Source organism: Propionispira raffinosivorans DSM 20765 (assembly GCF_000381065.1).
Classification (GTDB): domain Bacteria; phylum Bacillota; class Negativicutes; order Selenomonadales; family Selenomonadaceae; genus Propionispira; species Propionispira raffinosivorans.
Genome location: NZ_KB905849.1, coordinates 40463 through 66100, shown reverse-complemented (window position 1 = coordinate 66100; position 25638 = coordinate 40463). Strand labels below are relative to the sequence as shown.

At 38.1% G+C, this 25638-nt stretch carries 24 protein-coding genes and 1 tRNA gene; 1 reads left to right on the top strand and 24 read right to left on the bottom strand.

The features are described 5' to 3' along the window. Nucleotides 1-151: 151 nt before the first annotated feature. The 10 genes from uxaC to F606_RS0110150 form a co-directional block, all read right to left on the bottom strand. Nucleotides 152-1555, bottom strand: a complete 1404-nt coding sequence (uxaC, locus tag F606_RS0110195) for a glucuronate isomerase (protein ID WP_019553782.1) — start codon at nt 1553-1555, stop codon at nt 152-154. Nucleotides 1556-1631: 76 nt separating this feature from the next. Further along, nucleotides 1632-3092: a tagaturonate reductase gene (locus F606_RS0110190; RefSeq protein ID WP_019553781.1), complete on the bottom strand. Its 1461-nt coding sequence runs from the start codon at nt 3090-3092 to the stop codon at nt 1632-1634. A gap of 375 nt (nt 3093-3467) precedes the next feature. Then, nucleotides 3468-4931, bottom strand: coding sequence for a DASS family sodium-coupled anion symporter (locus F606_RS0110185; RefSeq protein WP_019553780.1), 1464 nt, complete (start codon nt 4929-4931; stop codon nt 3468-3470). A gap of 361 nt (nt 4932-5292) precedes the next feature. After that, the gene (locus tag F606_RS22315) at nt 5293-7314 is read right to left on the bottom strand and encodes a methyl-accepting chemotaxis protein (RefSeq protein WP_019553779.1); all 2022 of its coding nucleotides are present in this window, start codon (nt 7312-7314) and stop codon (nt 5293-5295) included. Nucleotides 7315-7370: 56 nt separating this feature from the next. Beyond that, nucleotides 7371-8120 (bottom strand): ABC transporter permease, encoded by a 750-nt coding sequence (locus F606_RS0110175; RefSeq protein ID WP_019553778.1) that lies wholly within the window; start codon nt 8118-8120, stop codon nt 7371-7373. Next, nucleotides 8117-8866 carry an ABC transporter ATP-binding protein gene (locus tag F606_RS20955; RefSeq protein WP_019553777.1) on the bottom strand — a complete coding sequence of 250 codons (750 nt, stop codon included), beginning with the start codon at nt 8864-8866 and terminating at the stop codon, nt 8117-8119. Before F606_RS20955 ends, F606_RS0110175 begins: the two co-directional genes overlap by 4 nt. A gap of 106 nt (nt 8867-8972) precedes the next feature. After that, nucleotides 8973-10109: an NADH:flavin oxidoreductase gene (locus F606_RS0110165; protein ID WP_019553776.1), complete on the bottom strand. Its 1137-nt coding sequence runs from the start codon at nt 10107-10109 to the stop codon at nt 8973-8975. A 217-nt stretch (nt 10110-10326) separates the two neighbouring features. After that, a complete protein-coding gene (locus tag F606_RS0110160; RefSeq protein WP_019553775.1) occupies nt 10327-11682 on the bottom strand; it encodes an MFS transporter in 1356 nt (451 codons plus the stop codon). Between the two features lie 29 nt (nt 11683-11711). After that, nucleotides 11712-12158, bottom strand: a complete 447-nt coding sequence (locus F606_RS22310) for a MarR family winged helix-turn-helix transcriptional regulator (protein WP_019553774.1) — start codon at nt 12156-12158, stop codon at nt 11712-11714. A 245-nt stretch (nt 12159-12403) separates the two neighbouring features. Continuing rightward, nucleotides 12404-12928, bottom strand: coding sequence for a hypothetical protein (locus tag F606_RS0110150; protein ID WP_019553773.1), 525 nt, complete (start codon nt 12926-12928; stop codon nt 12404-12406). A gap of 227 nt (nt 12929-13155) precedes the next feature. Between F606_RS0110150 and F606_RS0110145 the strand changes: the two genes are divergently transcribed. After that, nucleotides 13156-13464 (top strand): hypothetical protein, encoded by a 309-nt coding sequence (locus F606_RS0110145; RefSeq protein WP_245542110.1) that lies wholly within the window; start codon nt 13156-13158, stop codon nt 13462-13464. Nucleotides 13465-13576: 112 nt separating this feature from the next. Here the strand turns inward: F606_RS0110145 and F606_RS0110140 are convergent, their stop codons facing one another. From F606_RS0110140 to F606_RS0110070, 14 genes are all read right to left on the bottom strand, one after another. Beyond that, nucleotides 13577-14761 carry a glycoside hydrolase family 3 protein gene (locus F606_RS0110140; RefSeq protein WP_019553771.1) on the bottom strand — a complete coding sequence of 395 codons (1185 nt, stop codon included), beginning with the start codon at nt 14759-14761 and terminating at the stop codon, nt 13577-13579. Between the two features lie 230 nt (nt 14762-14991). Then, nucleotides 14992-15348 carry a DsrE family protein gene (locus F606_RS0110135; protein ID WP_019553770.1) on the bottom strand — a complete coding sequence of 119 codons (357 nt, stop codon included), beginning with the start codon at nt 15346-15348 and terminating at the stop codon, nt 14992-14994. Between the two features lie 138 nt (nt 15349-15486). After that, complete coding sequence (locus F606_RS0110130) at nt 15487-16011, bottom strand: TlpA family protein disulfide reductase (protein ID WP_019553769.1); 525 nt, start codon at nt 16009-16011, stop codon at nt 15487-15489. A 53-nt stretch (nt 16012-16064) separates the two neighbouring features. Beyond that, a complete protein-coding gene (locus F606_RS0110125) occupies nt 16065-16763 on the bottom strand; it encodes a cytochrome c biogenesis CcdA family protein (protein WP_019553768.1) in 699 nt (232 codons plus the stop codon). Between the two features lie 8 nt (nt 16764-16771). Continuing rightward, the gene (locus tag F606_RS0110120) at nt 16772-17293 is read right to left on the bottom strand and encodes a TlpA family protein disulfide reductase (RefSeq protein WP_019553767.1); all 522 of its coding nucleotides are present in this window, start codon (nt 17291-17293) and stop codon (nt 16772-16774) included. A gap of 23 nt (nt 17294-17316) precedes the next feature. Beyond that, nucleotides 17317-17913 (bottom strand): TetR/AcrR family transcriptional regulator, encoded by a 597-nt coding sequence (locus F606_RS0110115; RefSeq protein ID WP_211210057.1) that lies wholly within the window; start codon nt 17911-17913, stop codon nt 17317-17319. 92 nt (nt 17914-18005) lie between these two features. Then, on the bottom strand, nt 18006-19241 hold the full coding sequence (locus F606_RS0110110; protein WP_019553765.1) for a chloride channel protein: 1236 nt from the start codon (nt 19239-19241) through the stop codon (nt 18006-18008). Between the two features lie 315 nt (nt 19242-19556). Continuing rightward, complete coding sequence (locus tag F606_RS20945) at nt 19557-20354, bottom strand: GDSL-type esterase/lipase family protein (RefSeq protein ID WP_019553763.1); 798 nt, start codon at nt 20352-20354, stop codon at nt 19557-19559. A 392-nt stretch (nt 20355-20746) separates the two neighbouring features. Continuing rightward, nucleotides 20747-20932, bottom strand: a complete 186-nt coding sequence (locus F606_RS0110095; protein ID WP_019553762.1) for a 4Fe-4S binding protein — start codon at nt 20930-20932, stop codon at nt 20747-20749. Between the two features lie 21 nt (nt 20933-20953). Next, complete coding sequence (gene trxA / locus F606_RS0110090; protein WP_019553761.1) at nt 20954-21262, bottom strand: thioredoxin; 309 nt, start codon at nt 21260-21262, stop codon at nt 20954-20956. 28 nt (nt 21263-21290) lie between these two features. Then, nucleotides 21291-23744 carry a DsrE/DsrF/DrsH-like family protein gene (locus tag F606_RS0110085; protein ID WP_019553760.1) on the bottom strand — a complete coding sequence of 818 codons (2454 nt, stop codon included), beginning with the start codon at nt 23742-23744 and terminating at the stop codon, nt 21291-21293. Between the two features lie 91 nt (nt 23745-23835). Further along, nucleotides 23836-24120: an ArsR/SmtB family transcription factor gene (locus F606_RS0110080; RefSeq protein ID WP_019553759.1), complete on the bottom strand. Its 285-nt coding sequence runs from the start codon at nt 24118-24120 to the stop codon at nt 23836-23838. Nucleotides 24121-24399: 279 nt separating this feature from the next. Then, nucleotides 24400-24473, bottom strand: a tRNA-Gly gene (locus F606_RS0110075). A gap of 124 nt (nt 24474-24597) precedes the next feature. After that, complete coding sequence (locus tag F606_RS0110070; RefSeq protein ID WP_019553758.1) at nt 24598-25611, bottom strand: LacI family DNA-binding transcriptional regulator; 1014 nt, start codon at nt 25609-25611, stop codon at nt 24598-24600. Nucleotides 25612-25638: the final 27 nt, after the last annotated feature.

The window sequence follows — 25638 nt, the reverse complement described above, 5'->3', positions numbered from 1 at the left end:
TTTTCACAGCAGCATTCATATGTAAACGACAAAACCCTCCCGCTTTTTCTTCTATACGATTTACAAAAGATGGATGAGCACAGATGTTGATGCCTATAGTTTCGATTGATATGAATTTATAGCAAATCAAAACCTATGCTCCCCACAATTTTTAAGCTTTATCTAAATTAAAATATCTGTGGGCATTATTATAAGAAATATCTTGCACCAGCTTGCCTAAGGCTTTGATATCATTTGGATATTCACCATTTTCTACCCAAGTGCCAATGAGATCGCATAAGATTCTTCTGAAATATTCATGTCTTGCATAAGACAAGAAGCTGCGAGAATCCGTAAGCATACCGATAAAGTTACCCAGAATAGACAGATTGGCCAGACTGATAAGTTGTTCCTGCATACCTGTTTTGGTATCATTGAACCACCATGGGCAACCATGTTGAATTTTGCCTGCCACTTCCGGTCCCTGAAAACTACCAATAATGGAGCCAAGCATTGCATTATCATTTGGATTCAAAGAGTATAAAACAACTTTTGGTAAATTACCTGTTTTATTTAAAGCATCTAATAAATGAACAAGACCTTCACCGCAATTATATGACGCAATACAATCAAACCCCGTATCAGGTCCTTGTTTTATAAACTCTGCCGTATTATTATCGCGCAATGCACTATAATGAATTTGCATAACCCAGTCATATTTTTTATATTCTTTGCCAACAGCTAGAAGCAATGCTGTTTTATAGATTTCAATGTCCTCCGTTGTTAAAGCTTGACCCGCTAAAGCTTTTTGCAAAACTTGATTCGCATCACCTTCACGATAGAAAACATATTCTAAGGCATGATCACTCGCACGACCGCCAACTTCATTAAAATAGGCAATTCGTTTTGCAAGAGCTTCTTCCAAAGCTGTCATTGAATTGATTTCAATACCGCTGACCTCAGCTAATTTTTTTATGTATTCGCTAAATTCAGGTTTTTCAATCCGCATAGCTTTGTCCGGACGAAATGAAGGAATAACACTGGCACTGCATTTGCCTTCTGCTTTGATCTTTTTATGCCATTTTAGATCATCAATCGGATCATCGGTTGTACCAATTGTTTTCACATTGGATTGTTTAATTATACCTAATACAGAAAGTTCATCTTTTTCCAATTGTTTATTGCACGAAGCCCAAATTTCATCGGCTGTATCAGCGGATAAAGGCTTATCACAATGAAAATAGCGCTGTAATTCGAGATGTGTCCAATGATATAAAGGATTACCAATTGCTTTTGGCATAGCTTCCGCAAATTTTTGGAATTTTTCTCGAGCGGAAGATTTTGTACCCGTAATGTATTTTTCAGCTACGCCATTAGCGCGAATCATCCGCCATTTATAATGATCGCCACCCAACCAAGCTTCCGTAATGCTTGAGAACTTATGGTTTTCCGCAATTTGCTGCGGATTGATATGGCAGTGATAATCAATAATTGGCATTTGTTTCGCATACTCATGAAATAAAACCTTCGCGGTTGGTGTTGATAACAAAAAATCTTCATCCATAAAAGTTTTCACGATAAATCCCCCTAATTTTTACAAACCGATTCACATAATCGGTTTTTTATTTTTTAAAAGCAAGATAAATATAGTATTACTCGCTCACGAACTGTTCGATAAATTGCTTCATCCCTAGCGTTTTGATGGCCGTTAAATCTTTGCTGACTTCATCCACAAAACCATCATATACCGTTAAGTCTTCACCCCAGAATTCAGTTTGTTTCGCAAATAAAGCCGTAAACTCTGCTGCTGGTTTATCGAGTCTTGTACCAATGAATTCCATTACTTTTGGATCATCTTGAATTACATAAGATTCGCCATCGCGGCTGCCAATCAGTTCACCATTTATAAAAGAACCACTACGATAAAAGGCAATCAATGCAGCAAAAGAGAATGTCAAGAATTTAGGCACCGAATGCTGCGCACGATAATGATCTTTGAATGTCGGTAAAATCCTCGTTCTCCATTTGGAAACAGAATTTAGCGCAATTGATAATAACGCATGTTTTACAAACGGATTTTGGAAACGTTCAAAAACGGAATGGGCAAACTGAACCGCTTCTTCTTTCGATAATTCTACCGTTGGTACAATTTCGGTCATAACTGTTTTGGAGATGAATTTATACATCGTTTCATCTTCCATACATTGTCTTACATAATCATGTCCTGCCAAATAAGCACCTAAAACCATTGATGTATGTGTTCCATTTAAGATGCGAACCTTCGTGTCACGATATGGTTTTAAATCTTTGGTCAGAACGATTGAGATTGTATCACTGTTCCAAGGGAGCTGCGCCGCAAGATCTCTTTCTGGTTCTACCACCCACAGGCCAAAAGGTTCGGCAGCCGTAAGCAAATCATCTCGATAGCCAAATTTCTTCTGCATTTCAGTCGCTTCATCTTTCGGGTAGCCTGTAACAATCCGGTCAACCAAAGTATCACAAAATGTATTAGCACTGCAAATCCACTGGGCGAATTCTTCTTCTAACTGCCAAAGCTTACTATAACCCAAAATACATTCTTTTAATTTCTGACCATTACCCTCAATGAGTTCAAGTGGCAGTAAAATAAGACCTTTCGCTTTATCACCATGAAACGCTTGGAATCTTTCATATAAGAACTTCGTTAATTTTGCCGGATACGAAGTTGGTGGTGTCGCAGCCAATACATCAGCTGCATCATATACAATCCCCGCTTCCGTAGTATTTGAAACAACATATTCAAGTGAATCAAGTTTAGCCAAAGCCATAAATTCATCATATTGTTCATAGGAGCCGATTACTTTTTGAATACAGTGAACAAGACGATTTTCAACATATACTTTGCCATCTTTTAATCCCCGCAAAGATACCGTGTAAATATTTTTTTGTTCATTGAATTTCTCTAAAGTACCTTTACGAGGCTTAACAATAGCTACATCACCCTGGAAAAGACCTTTTTCATTAGAAACATCAATCAAATAATCAATAAAACCTCGCATAAAATTGCCTTCGCCAAATTGAATTACTTTGATCGGATTCTGCGGCTTTTTGTAGAATTCTTTTATTGTTTTCATATCACTTCATCCTTCTTTGGAATATTCTCATTATTAAAATCGTTCCGAAATGTAAGTGCTTTATAGAATACATCACATTTCGTTTATTCACAAAAGACAAAAATGTTAAATGTACTATTAAAACACTACATTTTACGTGTATCCATAAACTTTTAGGTAAAATAGATATCCTGTTATGTAAGTACTTACAGTTACTATATTAATCATTAGTAATATGTATGTCAAGATAAAAAAAATAAATTCTATAAATATTTGCAATTCCGTCAACATTGCAATTTTAAGCAAAAAAAGGTTTTGTCAGGTACCCTAAAAATACCCGACAAAACCTTGCTAAAATGAGAATTTTGATCCACTATTTCATTCTATAAATCTAAATTATAAAACTAACCCTATCCATTTCCAATACGTTGCCCCTAACACTAAAATAAGCAGATATGCAATAATCGTTAGTGGAATCCCTGTTTTTATAAAATCCTTTGCCTCAAACGTTTCAGTCCCAAACGCCACCATATTTTGTGGAGCATTGACTGGCAGTATAAAACCAAAGCAAATAACATATTGTAGAATCATCGTCATTCCAATAACATTCATTGGTGAATGGCTTGATGCACCTTGCAGAATAGAAATAATAATCGGAATCATCGCTGCTGACAAAGCAGTCGCACTGGCAAATCCTAGATGAATAATAATCAAAAAGGCCGCTAAAATTGCTAAAATATAAAAAGCGGACATATCATATAAACCAAAAACCGAAACGATACCGTTAGCAATCCAGCTGGCAGCCTTCGTCGACAAAATCGCCGAGCCCAAACTGATTCCTACACCAAACAAAACCAAAGTTCCCCAGCCAATACGAGCCTGAGCTTCTTTCCAGTTCATAATACCAAATCCCGGCAGCATCATCAATGTAATCGCTACCAGCGTTGTCGAAGATGTATCGAAATTATGCAGAATTTTTTCCGTAGACCAAAATCCCAGTAAGATAATCGATATAACCATCAACTTTTTTTCGCTGCTTTTCATGGGTCCAAGTTCTCTTAAAGCTTTCTCTACGGTTTCCTTACCACCAGCTATTTCATCCATTTCTGGCGGCATAAGTTTCAATAAAACATAATAAAGAGCAATTGACATAATTAGTGAAAACGGTGCCGCCGCAACAAACCAATCCAGCCAGCTTATATATTGACCCAATTGTTTTTCAATAAAGCCCAAAGCAATCATATTTTGCGCAGCTGCTGTTTTGATTCCAACATTCCAAATACTATCAGCCTGCGCAATGGCTATCATCATGACTCCGGCAAACCGACTTTTTTTATCGACACCAAATGCGGCAATAATCCCCATGACAATTGGTACCATACAAGATACACGAGCCGTAGTACTTGGCACAAAAAAGCTCAAAATAAAACCAACGATAATGACCCCCGCCAATACTCGATTGGTTTTCGCACCAATTTTCGATAAAACAAACAGTGCAATTCTTTTATCCAGTCCCGTCTTCATCATCGCCGCAGCAATAAATAAAGCTGCCCCGACCAATGCTAGAGAGGAATTGCTGAATCCAGCCAAAGCCAGTTCAAGACCTTTACTGGTTCCTAATATTTTATCTGGTTCATTCACATTTGGTGCCGTCCCTAATAAAAAAGCCATTAAACTCATAATAACCGCAGCACTAACTGGATATGATACCGCTTCAGTCATCCAAATCACCACTGAAAAAATCAGGATACCAAGCATTCTATGACCGGCAGTGGATAGACCATCGGGTGTCGGTATCAACAGAATTCCCGCTAAAATTAATAATCCAAAAATAAGTCCATGCCGTTTGTATACTGACATATAAATCCCTCCATTTGTATAAATATACAATAATATTTGTAAAAGCAAATAAAAAAAGCTCCAGAAAAAATCTGGAGACCGCCTTACAGTTTTTATGTAAAAACTTGCAGCATCAGGTTTTGCGTTCATCTTTGAACAATATAGTTTCTTAATATGCTATATATTATATACTTTGTATACCTATATATTATATCACAAGGTAATGATTGTCAATAATTATTCATTATGCCTCATGCGTTTTTTACGAAAAATCTCTAAACAAAAACGAAGCGATGCCAACATAAAAGTTCATTGGCTATCACTTCGTTTTCTCTACATTAATGATACTTGAATCATATATATTCCGAATTTTACAAGCTGCCTATCGGATAAATTGATCGACATGCTTCGTTAACCTATCAGCCATATTTGTTAATTCCTGACTGGATGCAGCAATTTCTGCCATAGCTTCTGATTGTTTTTCAACCGATCCGGAAACATTTTTTGTTTGTTTGACCGCTTCGGCACTCACTTGATTAATCCGTTCAACCGACTGGACCATCTTTTCACTATTATTTGTCATCTGCTGACTAGCGGAGGAAATTTGCGTTACTTCACTTGCCACGGCCTTAACTGAAGCAGCTATATCCATAAAGGCACTACCTGCAGAAGCCACCGCATCGGTTCCCATCTTCACCTCGCGCGTCCCCTCCGACATTGATAATACTGCTAAATTGGTATCCTGCTGAATTTCGTTGATTAGATCCGCTACATTTTGAGCCGATTCCTGCGATTGTTCAGCAAGTTTACGTACCTCTTCCGCGACCACAGCAAAACCGCGCCCCTGTTCACCAGCTCGAGCAGCTTCAATCGCCGCATTCAAAGCCAGCAAGTTAGTTTGCCCCGCAATTCCTGCAATCGCATCTACGATTCCGCTGATCTCCTTAGATCGTTCACCTAACTTTGTGACTACATTAGAGGCCTGAATTACAGCCGTTTCTATTGTATTCATTTGTGTAACCGCACTTGTCACTGCACTACTGCCCGCTTGCGAAAGGGAAATTGCCTGATTCGTCAGCTTTGCGGCATTGCCAGCATTATGTGCCACCTGTTCAATTTTTTGTGCCAGCTGCCCAATTCCATTTGAGGTATCTTCTATCGCCGCCCGCTGTTTTTCAGCTCCGCTTGTCAATTCCAGAATTGAGTCCGCGACTTCACTAACGGCTTGTGAAGATTGTTCCCCACTAACCGTGAGCGACCTTGCTGCCTCCGATAAGTGCTGTGCTGAACTGTTTACATTATCAATCAAGACTTTCAAATGCTCCAACATTTTATTATAACCAATTGCTAAAGAACCGATTTCATCCGTTGCCGTCGTTGCTACGGCCTTGCTCAAATCGCCCTTCGCGACATATTCCATAGCCATAACCAATTCACGAATTGGGATGGTAATCCGTTTGGCCAGCTGCGTTGAAAAAAGCAAAATAATTATTAAAACAAGCACGGAAATCCCGCCCACTGTCAATCCTACTTTGTGTTGTGTATTGGCAATTTCGTCCAGACTTTTCCCCACAAAAAGAACGCCTATTACTTTTTTATCTAAGCCCAAAATCGGCTTATAACTTGTCGTATACGAATTGCCAAGGATTTCGGCTTGCCCTGTATATTCCTGCCCTGCCCCAATTACTTTTGCCGCAATTGTCTCATTGAGTTTTGTATTCAAAACACGCTGCCCATCTTTCATAATCGTCGTAGCAACACGCGTATCACCTAAAAACAAAGTCACATCTGTCCCGAACATCGTCTTCACTTGATCAACCAACGTATCATTGCTAATATAATAACCTACTGAAATAACGCCAATTACTTTTCCTGTTTCATCCTTGACTGGTGTACCCGCCCGAGCCGAAAATTTCACCACGCTGCCCGATTCAACCGCAGCAAAAGCACTTCCCTTTAGCGCCTTTTGAACATTGGCCTGCTTAGCTACATTATCACCGCGCGTTGCTTCATGTGTCCTCACAATAACCGTTCCTGTTTCATCCGTGATTGTAGCAAAATCTAGTTTAGACCTTTGCAGCATAGGTCCTACCGTCTGCAGTACTGCATCTGCATCTTTATTTTTAATTGCAGTCACAACAGCTGGCTGCATCGCAATAAGTGCGCCAAAATTCAAAGCATTGTTTTGATATTCATCAATTTTAGTAACCAACCCCTGCATACTCTGCTTCACTTGATCATCCATCAAATCTTTATTATGCTGATTCAACAGATAAAGTGCCGGAATTACCGTTGCAAGAACCGCTGCAAAAGTTAAGCTCACGGTAAATAAAACCAATTTTGTCTTAATACTTGAAATCGTAAAAAAAGACCGTTTTAGTCCTGTTTTCAATAAACTATTCATCTACCATCACTCCTAAAAAAAATTGTTAAAACATCGTATATCAAACTATCTTGTAATCAAGGCTGCCGCAATTGTTCAAGCTCCGTAAAAAAGCTTTTCGAGCCCCAATAAGCTGCAATAAAAACGGATACCGAAACAGCTCCCACCAGCATAAACGCAACCATAATTTGATATTTAATGGCATCGGTTGGTGGCAGACCAGCCAAAATCAGGCCAGTCATCATTCCCGGAAGTTGGACAATTCCCAAGGTTTTCATTGAATCAATACTAGGCAGCATCGCCGACCGAATTGTTTGGCGAATAATGCTCGTCGCTGCTTCCCTCGACGTGGCCCCCAAACAAAGTTTAATTTCAATTTCCTCACGACGTCGCAAAAAATTTTCTCGCAGGTTATTAAAAACCAAGCTGGCAGCAATCATGGAGTTACCAACAACCATCCCGCTGATGGGAATCACTTGACTTGGTTGATACTCCACAGCGCCAAAAACCAATAAAGCCCCAAGCGTAATAACTAAACCAAACAGCAGCGCAAAAAAAGCAATTCGTTGTATATGATAGATCCCCTGGCCTCGTTTCGCTGAGACAACAGATGCATTATAGACCATCAACCCTAAAATCAAAGTAGTAACAAAAATATTATTCAAATCAAAAACATACGTTAAAATAAAACCAATGACCGTTAACTGCAAAACCGCCCTTACGCTGCCAATCATAATATCTTTTTCCAGACCTATTTTATCTTTATAAGACAAATACAGCGCCAACAAAACCAAGGCAAACGTCATAGCCAAAGAAAGATTTGTCATACATCCACGTCCTTACTGGTAAAATAGGCTTCTTTTGTTCCATAAAAAGCAATTTTACCTTTTTCTAAATGTAAAATTTTCTTCGCTAAACGTTGCGCTTGCGCCGCTTGATGTGAAATAAATAAGACTGTCACATTCTTTTCTTCTTGTTCTGCTAAAATCATTTTTTCCACAGCAATGGTATTTTCTTCATCAAGGGCCGCTGTAAATTCATCTAAAAGCAGGATATGCGGCTGAATCAGCAAAGAACGAATCAACGCAATACGCTGCTGCTCCCCTCCCGAAAGTTCTGTTGGTTTTTTTTGTAAAATACTTTCACTTAAATTCACTTTTTCCAAGTACTGATGTATCACTAAATAATTCGGCTCCGTTTTGAGCAAAAAGTATGGATATAACAAATTATCAGCTACGGTATCTTCAAACAAATGTGGTTTTTGCATAACATAGCCAATCCGCTTTCTAAGCGCTGTTGGCGAATACGATAAAGTATCCCTATCTAAATACATAACTTTGCCCTGGCTGGGACTTTGCAATAAATTCAAAATACGAAACAACGATGTTTTTCCTGAACCAGAACTGCCTAACAAACCTATACAATCTTTCTGATATACTTGAAATGAAAGTCCCGTCAAAACAGGTATCCCCTTAAATTCAAGCTTTAAATCCACCACATCCAACAACAGCATCTGGCACACCTCAACTTCTTTAATACAACATATATATATATATATTGGTTTATTTAACATTCATCCTCCTTTTCCCTGCATAGCAGCCCATACTTAGGATAAAAACTAAAAAAATGCACCTCCTTTACATATAAAAGAGATGCATTATACTATATAGCTTATTTGTTTAAAAAAGTTCTGATTCGATATCCGGTGTAAACGCAACTAATTGGTCAACTTCATTAGCATGGACTTTTTTTGCCCAGGCAGGATCAGCGAGCAAGGCTCTACCGACAGCTACTAGATCAAACTCTTTCTTTTCTAACCGATCCAATAAAGGAGCTACACTAGATACAGCAGCACCTTGCCCTTTCGTGAAAAAATCAATAAAATTCGTATCAAGACCAACGGAACCAACCGTAATCGTTGGCTTTCCTGTTAATTTTTTTGTCCAGCCAGCCAAATTCAAATTCGAACCTTCAAACTCAGGTTCCCAATAACGACGTGTCGAACAATGAAAAATATCCACACCAGCCTTAACCAGCGGATCTAAAAATGCAGCCAATCGTTCTGGTGTATCTGCTAATTTTGCTTTATAATCGCCAAGTTTCCACTGTGAAAAACGAAAAACAATCGGAAAGTCAGGACCGACAGCACGCCGACAAGCTTCAATCACTTCAACTGCAAACTGTGTCCGCTTAATCGCATCACCGCCATAACGATCCTGGCGTGAATTTGTTTTACTCCAGAAGAATTGATCAATTAAATAGCCATGCGCCCCATGAATTTCAACACCATCAAATCCCAATTTTTGCGCCTGTCCAGCAGCATCACCATAAGATTGAATAATTTGCTCAATTTCTTCAATCCCAAGTGGCTGCGTAACTTTTTTACCGGTCGCTACATCGATCCCCGATGGACCAACTGGAAGCACTTCCGGATGCGGATTGTCGCCACCGATCTGTCGAGCCATACCAACATGCCAAATCTGCGGAACGATTTTCCCACCAGCCTTATGGACAGCCGCTACAACCTTAGCCCAGCCAGCAAGAGGTTTTTCCCCATGAATAACTGGCCGATGCCGACCTTCTGCCGCTGCGGGGTGATTGATCAGCGTACCTTCCGTAATAATCAGACCCACTTCATTTTCCGCCCGGCGTCTATAATAGTCCACAACATTTGCTCCAGGAACACCATGCGGCGAAAAACCCCGTGTCATCGGTGCCATAACAATACGATTTTTCAAGTGAAGAGAACCAATTTTAATGGGTTCGTATAAAATATTTAAATCTTTTTTTTCAACTGCTAATTCTTGATTTATCATAAATAACCATCCTTTTTATTGAAATTAATGTCCTGCATCACGTAAAAATCAATGCAGAATGAGCTTTATACCAGATTGTATTAAACTTCATTTATTAAAACCGAAATCAACTGATAACAATTATTATCTAACTATTTTTAGTATAGTTCCTTTTTTAGCTTTTTGCAAGTAAAATAAATGAATTGAGTAAACAAAAAGAAGACAGTCCAACTAAACTTCATAGCCATACTTTGCCCGCTTTCCTCGACGGAAAATCATAGCGCCGATTTACTGCCCACAAAAAAGCACTCGTTACGATTACAATGAACGCGAGCAGCATATAACCATCCACAAAAATACTAGAATGATTCCATGGATTTAAAACAGGGGCAAATTTTAAATCCAAAAACTTTCCCGTTAAAGCCGGCCCCAAAGCCCCCCCGACAAAAGCACATAAATTATAAAGTCCCATCCCCACATTTACTTCGGCTTTAGGCAGTAGTTCAAACATATAGTTTCCCATAACGACCTGTACTGCCGCAAACCCAATATAAGCAAAAAGTGAAAAAGCAACGATTAAAAGATAAGACCCTCCTGCAAACGTAGCTGTGCACAAAAATCCTGCCAGCAGTAATACCAACACACCAGCAAGAGTATAAATCGCCCCACAAGTATCGTATAGCTTTTTTACATATTTCCCGGAAATAAAAGATAAAATTGACCCGGGAAGCAAGCATAGCCCAATTGCAAAAGCGGTCATGCCATTTACTTGTTTGAGCAGCATGGGCAGCAAGAACAAATTGCCAATGGATACAAGAAATGCAAATAATCCCACTAAAAGCATGCTGCAAAACATTTTGTTTTTCAATAAAGAAAGATCAATAAAAGATATTTTCGCATGCGAAATATAGAAAAAAAAGCCAGCTAAGCATAAAACTCCGCCAATAAAAAGATTCAGGTTAATCGAAATACCAACTACCAGCATAAAAATGCCGCAAATCAGTAAGAAACCGCCAAAAAAATCAAATTCAATCGGTTTAGATTGTCCTTTCGGCATAAGTTGGAATAAAAATGGAAGTAAAAAAATCACTGAAGCCGTAATTAAAAATAAACCTTTATAGCCAATAAAAGAAGTAATAAACCCGCCTAAAACAGGCCCTGCGCCCGTACCCAAAGAAGCGGTCGATGCGAGCAGCGTCATCCCAACCGATCTTTTTTCCACACTATAAAAAGTATGAAAAGCCAGCATCGTTAACGAAGGAATGGCAGCACCACCTGCCGCTTGAACAATACGACCCACTAATATAAAAAGAAAGGAATCGGCAAAATATCCGATAAAAGAGCCGCCAATCAATAAACTGGCTCCAATAATATACAATGTACGAAGCGGGAAAAAATCGGCGAGTTTTCCATAAATAATCGTCCCCACGGAAAAAATAGCTAAATACGTCACACTGACCAGGCTGACCTGCCCCGCTGTCAAATCATATATCGATTTGATAAAAGGCATTGCGACATTAAACATCGTGTTGTTGACAACAGCGAAAAAAATAAATAAACAAAGTATTATGGTTAATTTTGTATTAGATTTCATCTTTTATTTCACCTGCGAAAAATTATAGTTTAGTTTTTATTACGAAGTTGTAAGAGCTTTTGAAAAATCCCCTCTAAATATTGCATCATAGCTCTTTTTTCCTCGACATTCAAATTCGCACTGACTGTTTTTTCAAAATCAGCAAACAGTGCTTCAGACTTTTGTTGCAAACTTCTGCCTTGTTCCGTAAGACAGATTTGAACTTTTCTTGCATCCACTGGATGAATTTGTCGTTGCACTAAATTTTTTTTCAACAATTGCTCAACGAGCCCATTCACCGAAGAGGCTTTGATCAATAGTTCCTCCTGCAGCTGTTTTTGCATCAATGCATTTCTATTCCATAAGCAACGCAGCAGGCGCATTTGTGACAAAGTTAAACCGATTTCCTCAAGTCGTTCATTCGAAATCAAAGTAATTAAATGAGCACTTTTTTGAATATAATGCCCTAGTTCTTGTTCATATGGTTTTTTTAACATCAAAACACCTCTAGGTTAAAATTAGTTAGGTACCTAACTAATTTTAACCCAGAGGTGTTTGTGCGTCAAGCGAAAAACTTATAAAAATGAAACGCTGCCAGACACGGCTCGCCATGTATTGCAGCGTTTCATCTATATAAAATACACGAAATATATAAGTTGCATTAAATATTCTATATGGGAATCGTCAGTAATGAGGTATAGGGTTAAGTGACCTTCCGGAAGAAGCAATCGATGCATAGCTATTACAACGAATCTGTTTTCGCTGCCATAAATAAAGCTTTCGTACTAAGTGCCAAAACCGAAGCTGTGCCAAAAAGCAGCATCGCAATCGACAATGCGGCTACAATATGGATTTCATCTTTCGTCTGCGCAATATTACCTACTGAAGATGCCAGAAAAGCTACATATAACCAAGAAAAAGAATATCCCAACCCGCCAAGGCCCAAACATAAAGAAATAACTTTTTTTGATAAGTCCGCGATGTTGAGCTGTGCTAAAATTGCCAGCAAAACCAATGCTGCTGTACCAATTGCTGCTGCATGCATATGTGCTCGTTGCAGCATCTTCCAAGAACGTTCTACAATCATGGTTATTTTCTGCGGATCATTCTGATAAACTGTTGTCAATCCCGGTTGTGCCGCGGCCGTCCAAGCTTCCTTGATTTGTGATTCAGCGCCCCCCATCGCGGCGCCAAGAACAAATCCCAATAAAATTGTCAATACGGCCAAGGCAATACCCCATTTTACAGAAATTAAATTTTTCATCATCGCTAGACATCTCCTTAAAATTTTTGGACTTTTCTTTTGCCCAGTATGAATAAAGCATACACCTATATTTTGAAAATTAACGGAGAATGGCTTCCCTAAATTTACTGTAGCAAAAATAAAATGCAATAAAAATAAACCAGCATCGTCTTCATAAATGAATATAAAAACAAAAAGGAGCACTATATATGATAAAAATAGATCCTAGTGTAATAGAAGCTTTTGCTTTAATGTGGGGGCAATTCCCTGAACCTGTTACTCTCGTCCATAAAAACCGCACGGTTCTCGCAGTTAACGAAGCCGGTCAGGGAATGCGCGAAGTCGGAACAAACTGTGCTCAACAAGGTTCTCCTGATGCACATAGGGGTTGTTTAGCAAATCAGGCTTTAACCTCAGGCAAGGCAACGTATGTGAAAGGCGAATACAACGGTCGCAAAATGATTTCATACTGGCTGCCACTCGCTGGTTATCCTGAACTATTTGTTCATTTCGGTGTAGGTATCACGATTGATTATGACGCTGAACCGAAGCAAACTTAAACGTTTATACAAATAAAAATTAAAACGACCTTAGAAAAATCATCTCAACAATTTTTCTAAGGTCGTTTCATCTTTAACCACTATAAAAACGCTCCCACCATAATTCTTAAAGTTATTGCAGGTGCAGCAACTTCACTTTCAATATCCGTCGCACTGACGCATCAACTCGGTCGCGGCTAATCCGTCCATCGCGCAGCGCTTGCAGTATACCATTATATACAGCAATTTCATGATCGTATTCATGGCAAACCAACATGATATCCGCCCCCGCCAAAACAGCTTCGACGCCTAGTTCATCAAACGGATACAGTTTTGCTACCGCACCCATTTCCAGATCATCGGTAATAATCAAACCTTGAAAATCCAATTGTGTCCGCAATATGCCATGTATAATGGCTGGAGACAAACTCGCTGGATTTTCGGCATCCAGGGCTGGATATTTTAAATGAGAAACCATAACAAAAAAATCTGAATTATTTTGGGAACGAATCATCGAACGAAATGGCGCCATATCTTCTTTTTCCAGTTGATCACGTGTCACCATAATCTCGGATGATTCCAAATGCGAATCCACCTTTGACTTACCAATACCCGGAAAATGTTTTAGCGCAAAGAACAGTTGATCACGCTGATAACTTTTTCCGACTGCTGTAACAAAACTTATGACTTGTGCCGGATCCGAGCTATAAGAACGACCATTTGCCAATGCCAAATCCGCATCAGGCGCAAAATTAGTATTAATCCCCAAGGCCTTAAGTTCGCCTGCCGTCACATGCGCATAATCCGCAGCCAATTGAGGATTTCCTGTCTTACCCAATTCTTCGGCCGCTGGTGCTGCACTCAAATGTTGTTTCATTCGCACAACCTTGCCACCCTCTTCATCAATTGCAATAAATAGCGGCAAGGAATCCGCTTGTTCGGCCCTTTTTTGCAAATCTCCCGTGAGCATCTGCACCTGCGCAACGGTATCCATATTGCGATCAAATAAAATGATCCCACCGATATGATATTCCTGGAGCAAATAACTAACATTATCCTCAACCGTTTTTTCCTTAATACCAACCATCATCATTTGCCCAATTTTCTGTGAATCTGACATATTCACTAAAATTTCTTCAACCTGATCATCGAGGCTAGGCGGTGCAGCCTCCGGAACCTTGGAAATTTTCTCATCAATCAACCCATATCGTATCAACAATGTATGCCCCCAATTATTATTTGCCAAGATATAACCAAAAAAAACAGCAAAAACCACCAAGCCTAGTCCGCCAAATAGCCACATTTTTTTCTTATCCATATATACACCTTATCCGATACAATGATTCGTTGTTTTGAACCGGAAAAATCAATGTATCCTACTTTTTAATCTACATAAGCATTATAGTTACTGTTCTACTCGTTTGTGGCTTTCTCCTTTACTCAATAATTGTCGGTTGCTGAAGTAATACAAAAAGACCAAATAGCTCGAAAGCTATCTGATCTTTACTGTAACCCTGTTTGGAGCAATCCTTATAAAATCTATCTATTTTATGGTTTTATATAGCAATATCCTTGTCCCTGCAACGTAACCAGCCGAGTAATCCCCGCCGACACTACAGTAACATATTTAGGTAAATCTGTTTCTTGTACAGCATTGGCTTGCATGGCATTCCTACAAACCATTATCTTTATTCCCTGCTGCATGAGCCATTCCATTTCCTGCAATAGTTCATGCGACCCTTCATTATTGGTACCGTCAAAAATCTTTACAGCCTCGGCATTCGCAACAATTTCTATATAATACTCAGCGGTGCCAATATCTTTGATAAAATTTTTTGCATTACCTAAAGTTAGTGCCCATTTATGCATTTCGTCAATATGAAAAACGACCTTAAATAAATCCATTTTCTCCCCTCATCTCTGCTGCCATGGTTCTGTGCCCATATCGCTCAAGTTTAATTAACAGCGGCAAAACTTCATTTTATTAATTTTTATAGAAACACTTTCTATAAAGCACTCGCCGCGCAGCACCTGCAATTCTATTTATAAAGTACTAAGTACATTTTCTAATTCTTCTTTTGTCACGCCTCCCGTTTTACGATAACGAATCACTCCTTGCGAATCCACAATAATTGTTGTTGGCACCGCACGAACTCTAAATTCTTGAGATATACTTCCATCTGCATCAAGCAAAACAGGCAAACTATATCCATTGTTTTGCAAAAAATCCGTAATTGTATTTTCTGATTCTTCAATATTGATTGCATAAAACTGAACATCCTCCGTATGTGCATTCCCAAATTCATTGAGTTCTGGTAACTCCGCTTTGCAAGGCGGACACCATGTCGCCCAAAAATTCAATACATACGGCACACCTGTACCTCCAACCTGTACATTTTCTCCGTTAAGATTATTTGCCGTAAACGTCGGCATTTCTTTTCCCACTGACACACCTGTTTCTGCTTGAGCCTGACGTATCGAATACGCCCCGGTTTCAGCATTATATCCAGTTCCAAATAAGAAAGTAAAAAGCAATATACTCATGATAAAAATTATTTTGTTCACCATACACGCCCCTTTTCAATGGTTTATAGACTAGTCATAGAACCCAACTTCATTTTTCAAAAAATAGATAGGAACATGCCTAACCCTTTTTCTATCCAATCCATCCAAATAAAAATCCCGATAAAAATTAACATATAGCCTGCTATCTTTTGTATTTTTGGTAACCATTCATATATATTACGGATACAAAAAATATATTTTCTCAACACGACAGCCAATAAGAAAAAAGGAATCGAAAAACCCATCGCATAAACCAAAAGTAAAAAAGAACCCATCCCTACTGTATTTGTTCCACCTGCATAAAGCAAAATCGTTGCCAATATAGGACCCGTACAAGGTGTCCAACCAATAGTAAAAGCCATTCCCAATAAAAAAGAACCAAAAGGTCCGCGAAATGTTTGCTTTAAAAACGGACGATATTCTCTTTGCATCGGGGTGAATTTGATTAAGCCAGATAAAAAAACACCCATAAAAATAATCATCACGGCACCAACTTTTTTGAGTACGGGTTGATAATCAAAAAACCACTGACCCACAAAAGAAGCCGTTGCTCCCATCGCAATAAAAACCAAGGTAAAGCCTATCAAAAAACAAAGTGTATTGATATATATGTTCCGTGGTTTATCCGTTTCATCGGCAATCGAACCTGCTAAAATAGCAGAAAACGTCGGTAATAAGGGCAAAACACACGGCGACAAAAACGATAAGAAGCCGCCTAAAAACACAGCCATAATCGTCATATTTCCAATTTCCATCTTCGCACCTACAATTTCTTTATAATCGTTTCCAATTCGTTTGCTGTAACCCCGCCGCTTTTCCGGTAACGAATACTCCCATCCGCATCCACTACAATCGTTGTCGGGATAGCGGTAATTCGAAACAATTTAGCGACTTGTCCATCTGCATCCATTAATACAGGCAAAGAATAACCTCCAGTATTAAAGAAAGCAGAAATTTTCGGCTCATCCTCTTGCAAATTTACAGAATAAAATTGAACCGTATCTTTATTTTTTTGTGCAAAACTTACCAATTCAGGAAATTCCGCGCGGCATGGTGGACACCAAGTAGCCCAGAAATTTATTACAGTGACTTTTTTATCTTTGCCTACAGTTACTTTTTTTCCATCTAATCCAACAAGTGTAAATTCAGAAATAACATTCCCTATATTCACACCTTGATCTTCTTTAGCAGCAGTTTGGTGGTTATTTATCACAAAGTTATAACCTATGATCCCAATCGTGAAAATTCCTAACACCACAATAGCTATAATCCAATATTTACGCAATTATACGTTCCCCCTTTTCATATTTAGATACAAACCATTTTTTTAATTACATTCGAAACAATAACTAAGGCAGCAATATCTTGTCTGTTTTTCATTAACATAATTCCGCCTTCAAGCATTGCTACAATGGATTGCGCTAAAGTATGACTATCACATGAAAGCGGCAACGTTTCTTTTCGCATAAGTTCATCCAATACAATTTCCAAGTGGCTGATCCAACTTTCGAATACTTTATTTGTTTTTTCTCGAAAAATCTCACTATGTTCACTGAGTTCAACTGCTAAATTTCCAAAAAAGCAGCCACACTTGCTACCATTTTTCGTATGAACATCAATTGCACATTCAAGCATTTTTTCGATTTTCGCCTTCGGATCAGCTTCCGATTCTAAAATATCTTTTATAACTCGTTGATTCCATTTTTCAAAGCAATAGTCAACAACTGCTATACCAAGATCTTGCTTCGAAGAGAAATAATAATAAAATTGCCCTTTGCCAATTTGCGCAGCTTGTAAAATATCTTGAATGGATGTTTTTTCATAACCTTTCGAATGAATAAGTTTTGCTGAAACTTCTATAATTTGTAATTTTTTATTTAGCATATATTTATCGCTCGCCTTCATTTTACCTACCGGTTGGTACACAATATTTTACCATATACTATTTACTAACACAATATTTTTAATTTAAGTTTGCACCGTTCTTTTTGATAAGGTTATATGTCATACTTTTCTTGTAAATACATGAACGTTGGCAAAGACGTAGCCAAACAAACACAAATTGGAAATAAATATTCTGGTGAAAAACGTGACATTTCCAATAATAAGATAGCTGCTGTAAGCGGCATTTTCTGTGCTAATCCCAGGTAAGTAGCTGCACATACAAAAGCAGCCATTCCTGGCGCAATGATTGGAAAAAATTCATTCCATACGATCGCTAATATTAACCCCAGCATACCCCCAAGCATCATCGACGGAGTAATTCGTCCTCCAGAGGCTCCAGCTAGAATAGCCAAAACAACCGCTAACCATTTTGTACCAAATAAACCAATTCCATACTGCCAATCTATAGAATACGTAAAACTTAGCTGATTTCCCGCTTTACCATTCCCCAGAATTTCTGGATACCACATAGACATAAAACCGATAGCAGTAAAAGCTAAAATAGCGATGAATACTGTTTTAAAACTATTTTGATAAACTACCGGGGAAAATTTTAAACTTTTTTCAAAAAGAATAACACTTATAGCAATTATGGGACCAACTACAGCCGCCCAAATAATGAATGTTTCATTGAAATCAGCTTGCGGCAGAGAATATTGTAATGAGTCACCAATTCCTAAACGTACAACACAGGTAGCTGTACCACACGCTAACATCGCGGCACTAATCGAGCGAAAACTCCAATCGCGTATTAGTGTTTCCAATGTAAACACAACTGAAGCTACAGGAATATTGTATACGGCAGCTAATCCGGCTCCAGCAGCACAAGATAATAAGAGCCTACTATTTTGTTCATCAATATGCCACAGGGAAATCAACTTTGCAGCAAAAGCAGCACTAATTTCTCTAGGTGCTGTTTCTCTACCTAATGGAGAGCCTAGTGCTATCGTTAAAATTTGTAGTAAACTATGACAAATTGTAGTAATAAAAGGCATAGAATGATTCGGCATATTTACAGCCATTTCAACGGATATGATTGTTTGACCATATCGATGAATACAGGTCCATCCTAATCCAACTATGATTCCACAAATCATGAGTACAAACAGCCGTCGCCACGTTGATACATATTCCACGATTTCACGAAAAGAAACCTCCCCATAACCGTTATAACCAAAAGCATAATGTTGGATTGTATGCATAAATATAATTAATACAATTCCTGTTAAACCAGCTATTATTCCCAGTATAATCAACTGAGCTATAGTTCTTATATTTAAATGTTTCATAATAAGTAAATCCCCTTTAAAACAAGATTAAAATAAATAGTCTCATTGGATAATTAAGTTTAACTAAATAAAAACCCATAATGAGTCCACTCATACTAACAACACAATAACATCTTATGACAAATGCGACCTCATCACTGAACACCAGAATACGTTGAATAAACTCATTTTTCATCATCAACAATCCTCAAGTCTTTTTTGTTTCAATTTTAGTTTACAACTTAGATATATATAAGTAAAATTATTATATCTTATCTTTTGAATAAGTAAATACTTATCATTAATAACATACATTCGTTCTTATGCTGTTTTGTTTTACGTAGCAGCCTGTTTGTTATTGTTTAAATTTACTACTTTTTCATTGGCTTCAAATTTCTGTATTTGATCCCGCCAAATTGCATACCCTTTTTCATTTAAATGCAGTCCATCCACTGTATATTCAGCAGGTAATCGTCCATCTTTATCCGAAAAATATTTTGTCAAATCAATGTATGGGTCATTGTATGCCTGCGCTAAGCGCTTTATGCCAACATTAAGAATTTTTATATTTTCATTTGTTCTTAAATATGCAGATGGGAAAATATGGTTATTAAAAGGTAAAACACTTTCTACATAAATTTTAGTATTAGGCAGTCTTTGATGTAAAATGCCAAGAATTTTATCGTAATTCGTTATAATATCTGGAATCGCGCGATTAAAACAAAGATCATTCGTTCCTATCATCAAAAAAATTGTAGGTGGATCTAGTGCAGTAACTTGATCTATTCGATTCAGTATTCCTGTCGTTGTATCTCCACCTATTCCCCGATTCACTAAATTCAACTGTGGGAACAATTGATGCCAATGGCCTTCATCCGTCATACTGTCTCCTAAAAAAACAATTGGATCAACTTTATGCGGTTCAATGTAAAAATACGATTTACGAAGCCTATAATGTAAGCTCAAATAAGATGGAGTGTCCTCACTACGGCTAAAGTCATCCAATGAAGAATATAAGTTTGCCTCTATTTTTTGCAAACCTTGCTCAGCAACAGCAATTCCGATAAATATAAATCCTAAAATAAAACAAGCAAGACAGATCCTCAAAACCCTTGCTTGAAAAACGTTTTTCATAAACAATGCTCCTCCTGTTTTTTATATTATCATAATATGGTTTTTAAACTATTGGTACTTTTTGAAAAGCAACAAAAAAACTTTGCTTAACTAAAAATTATAGTTAAACAAAGTTTTGTATTATTCATAACTAACAATAACCTCTTTCATTTCTATAGTAACACAATTTAATAATAATCTAATTTTATGAAAGAAAACTGATAGAATCGAAATATTATTATATTTTAATCAAGTCATTAAGGATGAAAATACCTTGCAAAAGAATAACGTATGTTTCTTTATTTGAAAATAAAAACATCATCCTACGGTATCTTCGGCAATACCATAGGATGACATTTCAAAAACATAATAATACACATTTTTGCGATTTTGTATTTTCGCGATTCCAAGTATTACTTGATCGATAATGCTCCCTTAGGACATATTTGAACGCATTTTCCACAAGTAATACATTTTTCTACGATTATTTCCGGGGCTTGATATCCTGCTTGAATAATCGCCCGTGTTGGACAATGTTTCATTGCCGGGCATACATGATTTTGCGGACAATTTTCTTTAATTACGTATGCAACTGCCATTTTCTTCACTCCTAAAGGTTTCTATTTACTCAACAATGCCAAAATGTGTTCTTTTGGTATAGCACCAACCGATTTTGTCTGCATTTTTCCGTTTTCAAATACCAACAGCGTCGGAATGCTCATTACTGCAAACTGTTCCGCCAGTGCTGCCTGTTCATCAATATTCACCTTGCCTACTTTCACTTTACCAATATTTTCTCCAGCAATTTCATCAATAATTGGTGAAACCATTTTACAAGGTCCACACCAGGGAGCCCAAAAATCTAAGAGAACTGTTTTCTCTGCATTCAGTACTTCCTGCGTAAAATTTTCTTTTGTAATCGTATGCAACTGCCATTCTATCCACTCCTAAAATTTACTAAATAAACAAATTTACATTGGCATCTTCTGCCGCACTGAGATAAGCACCAACGCCACCAATTTGAACACCATCAATAAGTTCTTCCTGCTTAATTCCCATAACGTCCATCGACATCTGACAAGCGATCATTTCAATCCCATTGTCCTGAGCACTCTTTATGAGACTTTCCAAAGAATCTATATTTTTATTTTGCATCACTTGACGCATCATTTTTGTTCCCAAACCAAACATATTCATTTTTGACAGTTGTAAGTTTTTGCTGCCCTGCGGCATCATCCAGCCAAACATCTTATCAATGAAACTTTTTTCAACATATACATTTTCTGGTTTACGCAAAATATTAAGACCCCAAAACGTGAAAAACATGGTAACTTTTTTATCCATGGTAGCTGCTCCATTGGCAATGATAAAGGATGCAATAGCCTTATCCATATCACCACTGAAAACGACGATGGTTTTGTCATCTTTCACCGAATGAAAATCGTTGGCAGCAAGCTGTGATTGTGCTTTAATACTACCTTTTTGTATCCATACAGCCACCTGACCTTTGTCTTGTTCACGTTTCAGCAAAAGATTATGGGTACGATCACACCAGGCTTTACTATCATTGTAAAATCCAGCATCTGAAGCGACTGCCTTCACAATTTTTCCCGCTGGCAACATATCAAATTTCAGTTTTAACTTCATCAACGGACCAGGGCAGGACAGCCCAGTAAGATCCATTTCTTCATCAAAAGCAAATACATTAGGGATTTGTTTTTCAAGCACTTCCGATTTCGTTGTTACCGCTGGCTCTGCCACCACTTCATCTATGGTAAAATCTTGCTGCAATGCCGATGTATAACCACCCAACAGATTTTTAACCAAAAATCCATTTTGTTTTAAAATTCGTTCCGCAATATAACCACGAAGACCAACTTTGCAATAAACAACCATCGGTACCGTCTTGTCAAGTTCTATTAAGCGATTGCGCAGTTCATCTAGAGGAAAATTCACCGCACCACTCAAATGACCATTTTCATATTCCAAATCCGTTCTCACATCAATCAGACGTACCCCTTTTTCTATTGCCTCCGGTAAATCAGTATAGGCAATGACATCCGTTAGCCCAGACAAAACATTTTCCGCAGCATAACCTGCCATATTAACCGGATCTTTAGCAGAAGAAAAAGGCGGTGCATACGCTAGTTCAAGTTCTGTTAGATCATAGATCGTACCACCCAAACGTAAAACTGTGGCAATCACATCGATACGCTTATCAACGCCTTCAGCACCAACGGCCTGTGCTCCTAAAATCCGACCTTCCGAATCAAACAGCAGCTTCAAAGTCATCTGCCTAGCACCTGGATAATAACCTGCATGCGACTCAGGATGGATTTGAACCGACTTATATGGAATTTGCTGCTTTTGCAAGCTTCGTTCATTGCTTCCTGTCGATGCGGCAGTAAGATCAAAGACTTTCAAGATTGAAGTTCCCTGTACCCCTTTGTATTGACTAGGAATGCCAACGATATTGTCAGCTGCAATTCTCCCCTGCCGATTCGCGGGACCAGCTAAAGGTACAGCTGTTTTTCCGCCACTCACAAAATCGACGATTTCAACAGCATCCCCGACAGCGTAGACATCTTCAGCATTTGTTTGAAGATGTTCATTAACTACAATATGGCCACGAGCACCAAGTTTTATTCCACTATTTTGCAGAAACTGGGTATCAGGACGAACACCAATTGCTAAAACGACAAAATCGGCTTGAATTTCCTTGCCGCTGCTAAGGCTGACATCTACCGTATTTCCATTGTCCTTAAATTTCTTAACACCATCGGCCAAAATTAATTTAATACCTTTTTCCACGAGTTCTTTTTCGACAATTTTCACCATGTCGGTATCAAACAAAGCTAAAATATGTGGTGCGGCTTCAATGATTGTAACGTCTAAACCACGCTGACGTAAATTTTCTGCCATCTCAATTCCAATAAAACCACCACCAATTACAGCAGCACGGTGTAAACCGTCATCGGCAAAACGTCTAAGTTCATCGGCATCAGGGATATTTCGCAAGCTAACAATTTTCGGACTGTCAATACCTGGAATAGGCGGGCTTAATGGCTGCGCACCCGGTGCCAAAATCAACGCATCATATGTTTCTTCATAAACACCACGATCAATCGACTGTACTGTCACTTGCTTAGCCTTTGTATCAATTTTTGTCACTTCGCTGCGTACTCTAACGTCAATATTAAAGCGTCCATTTAACTTCTCCGGTGTTTGTACCAGTAAGCGATCACGATCTTTAATTGTATCGCCAATATAATATGGCAAACCACAATTTGCAAAAGATACATACTCACCGCGTTCAAATAATATAATTTTCGCTGATTCATCAAGTCTTCTAAGGCGAGCCGCTGCCGTAGCACCACCGGCTACACCACCAACAATAATATATTTTTTCATACTTACTACCTCCTAATATTTTCTTTTATGTTGAAACTTTATCAATCGTTTTTTAATACAAGCTCTGTTTGAAATACTTCACTCCATAAGATCAGATTTTGCTGAACAAGATGGGCAATAATACTTTTACCCGTTCATCGCTTACCGTGTATTTTATTTCTAAACCATTACGAGAACCTGTAACAATACCAGCACTGCGTAATTTTTGCAAATGTTGTGAAATCGTAGACTGCGGAGCACCTAAACACTCTTGCATATGCGAGACATTGCAGCCTCCATTTTCCAGCAAACCCTTCACGATACATAATCGAACCGGGTGAGCCAATATTTTCAACATTTCAGCAACCTCATTGTATTTATTGAAATCATTATCCATACCATCACGCTTCCCTCTTATAAATCATTATATTCATATATTACGATATATTAATTTATAAGTCAATAAAAAAATACCTGTTTTCTCAAATATTAAGGGAAACAGGTATTTTGTATAAGATTTCTTGCCTTTCAAAATCTCTTTTAATTAACCAAATTTGGGTTAATAAAAAATAAGGGTTTAGTAATTCAAACAATTTTTATTATCGATCCAAAGAAATATATAACAAAAAAGAACCAAACAGCTCGAAAGCTATCTGATCCTTATTATAAACATTTTTGGAGCGGGCGAAGGGAATCGGACCCTCGTGTCTTGCTTGGGAAGCAAGCGCTCTACCATTGAGCTACGCCCGCATATGCGGTACACTGACTTAACTAGTCTAACACAAACCCGTTTCGATTTCAAGATAAATTACCATTTTTCTCTAAACAAATTCACCTCTGTACAAAGAAAACTGTGCAGAGGTGCAATTTCTCATTATCGTAAACAAGGTCCGGTTGTATCTCGTTCAATTAAGATGTTATCGAGAACTACTTTTTTATTTTTTCCAGTTTGAATTTTTTCAATCAGAAGTTCCGCCGCATTGGTACCGAGAGCAAACATATTTTGGTCCATTGTCGTGAGTTTTGGCTCGATAACGTGACTGAGTGAAATATTATCGTAACCAATAATCGACATGTCCCGTGGAATTTGAAGCCCCATTTTTTTACAGGCATTAACTGCTCCCACTGCCATGAGGTCATTGCACGTAAATATAGCTGTTGCATCCAAGTTGAGCATCATATCCATAAGTTTATACATGCTATTATCAACGGTTTCCGTACCATTTCCCTCGCCGACATTCACAATATAAGCTGGATTGTACAAACCTTTTTTCTTCATGATCTCGATATAGGCATCTTCTTTAATCTGATAAGAATCACTATTAATGCCCCGCAAGAACAAGATTTTTTTATGCCCGTAATCGAGTAAATATTGCAAAGCCATTCTGGAACCCATATCTTCATCATTCGATACATAGGATATATTCGGTAATTTCGCATAACTGTTGATAAAGACAATCGACTGATGCTGTACCAGCTGTTCATAAAAATTGGTTTCAATATTTTCCGTATTCGGACTAATGACGATAATTCCCGATACATTCCGAGAAATAAAATCATTGATGCACTTAGCTTCCTGTTTCGGGTTGTTTTTAGCACACGATAAGAGCAGTGAATAAGAATCTCGGCTCAAATAATCTTCGATCCCGTTGATAACTTCGGCAAAAAACATATTATAAAGACTTGGCACAACGACACCAATTGTCGTTGATTTTTGCATATTAAGTTCCCGCGCCTGGATATTTGGCACATAGCGCAGTTCTTCAATTGCCCTCATAACGCGTTGCCTAGTTTCTTCCTTCACAGGGTAGTTCCCATTGACGACCCGTGATACGGTCGCCACAGAAACACTTGCTTTTGCTGCTACATCAATAATCGTTGCTTTCATTTTCGTATCCTACTCTTCTTTATCATT

Coding starts and splice junctions, on each gene's coding strand:
- F606_RS0110080 (WP_019553759.1), bottom strand. CDS start 24,120: ATGGATAATGATTTCAATAAATACAATGAGGTTGCTGAAATGTTGAAA.
- F606_RS0110165 (WP_019553776.1), bottom strand. CDS start 10,109: ATGATAAATCAAGAATTAGCAGTTGAAAAAAAAGATTTAAATATTTTA.
- F606_RS0110175 (WP_019553778.1), bottom strand. CDS start 8,120: ATGACAAATCTTTCTTTGGCTATGACGTTTGCCTTGGTTTTGTTGGCG.
- F606_RS0110140 (WP_019553771.1), bottom strand. CDS start 14,761: ATGGATAAGAAAAAAATGTGGCTATTTGGCGGACTAGGCTTGGTGGTT.
- F606_RS0110125 (WP_019553768.1), bottom strand. CDS start 16,763: ATGGAAATTGGAAATATGACGATTATGGCTGTGTTTTTAGGCGGCTTC.
- F606_RS0110095 (WP_019553762.1), bottom strand. CDS start 20,932: ATGGCAGTTGCATACGTAATTAAAGAAAATTGTCCGCAAAATCATGTA.
- F606_RS22315 (WP_019553779.1), bottom strand. CDS start 7,314: ATGAATAGTTTATTGAAAACAGGACTAAAACGGTCTTTTTTTACGATT.
- F606_RS0110110 (WP_019553765.1), bottom strand. CDS start 19,241: ATGAAACATTTAAATATAAGAACTATAGCTCAGTTGATTATACTGGGA.
- F606_RS0110085 (WP_019553760.1), bottom strand. CDS start 23,744: ATGAAAAAATATATTATTGTTGGTGGTGTAGCCGGTGGTGCTACGGCA.
- F606_RS20955 (WP_019553777.1), bottom strand. CDS start 8,866: ATGTTAAATAAACCAATATATATATATATATGTTGTATTAAAGAAGTT.
- F606_RS0110115 (WP_211210057.1), bottom strand. CDS start 17,913: ATGAAGGCGAGCGATAAATATATGCTAAATAAAAAATTACAAATTATA.
- F606_RS0110190 (WP_019553781.1), bottom strand. CDS start 3,092: ATGAAAACAATAAAAGAATTCTACAAAAAGCCGCAGAATCCGATCAAA.
- F606_RS0110150 (WP_019553773.1), bottom strand. CDS start 12,928: ATGATGAAAAATTTAATTTCTGTAAAATGGGGTATTGCCTTGGCCGTA.
- F606_RS0110160 (WP_019553775.1), bottom strand. CDS start 11,682: ATGAAATCTAATACAAAATTAACCATAATACTTTGTTTATTTATTTTT.
- F606_RS22310 (WP_019553774.1), bottom strand. CDS start 12,158: ATGTTAAAAAAACCATATGAACAAGAACTAGGGCATTATATTCAAAAA.
- F606_RS0110070 (WP_019553758.1), bottom strand. CDS start 25,611: ATGAAAGCAACGATTATTGATGTAGCAGCAAAAGCAAGTGTTTCTGTG.
- F606_RS0110135 (WP_019553770.1), bottom strand. CDS start 15,348: ATGGATTTATTTAAGGTCGTTTTTCATATTGACGAAATGCATAAATGG.
- F606_RS0110145 (WP_245542110.1), top strand. CDS start 13,156: ATGTGGGGGCAATTCCCTGAACCTGTTACTCTCGTCCATAAAAACCGC.
- F606_RS0110185 (WP_019553780.1), bottom strand. CDS start 4,931: ATGTCAGTATACAAACGGCATGGACTTATTTTTGGATTATTAATTTTA.
- F606_RS0110130 (WP_019553769.1), bottom strand. CDS start 16,011: ATGGTGAACAAAATAATTTTTATCATGAGTATATTGCTTTTTACTTTC.
- F606_RS20945 (WP_019553763.1), bottom strand. CDS start 20,354: ATGAAAAACGTTTTTCAAGCAAGGGTTTTGAGGATCTGTCTTGCTTGT.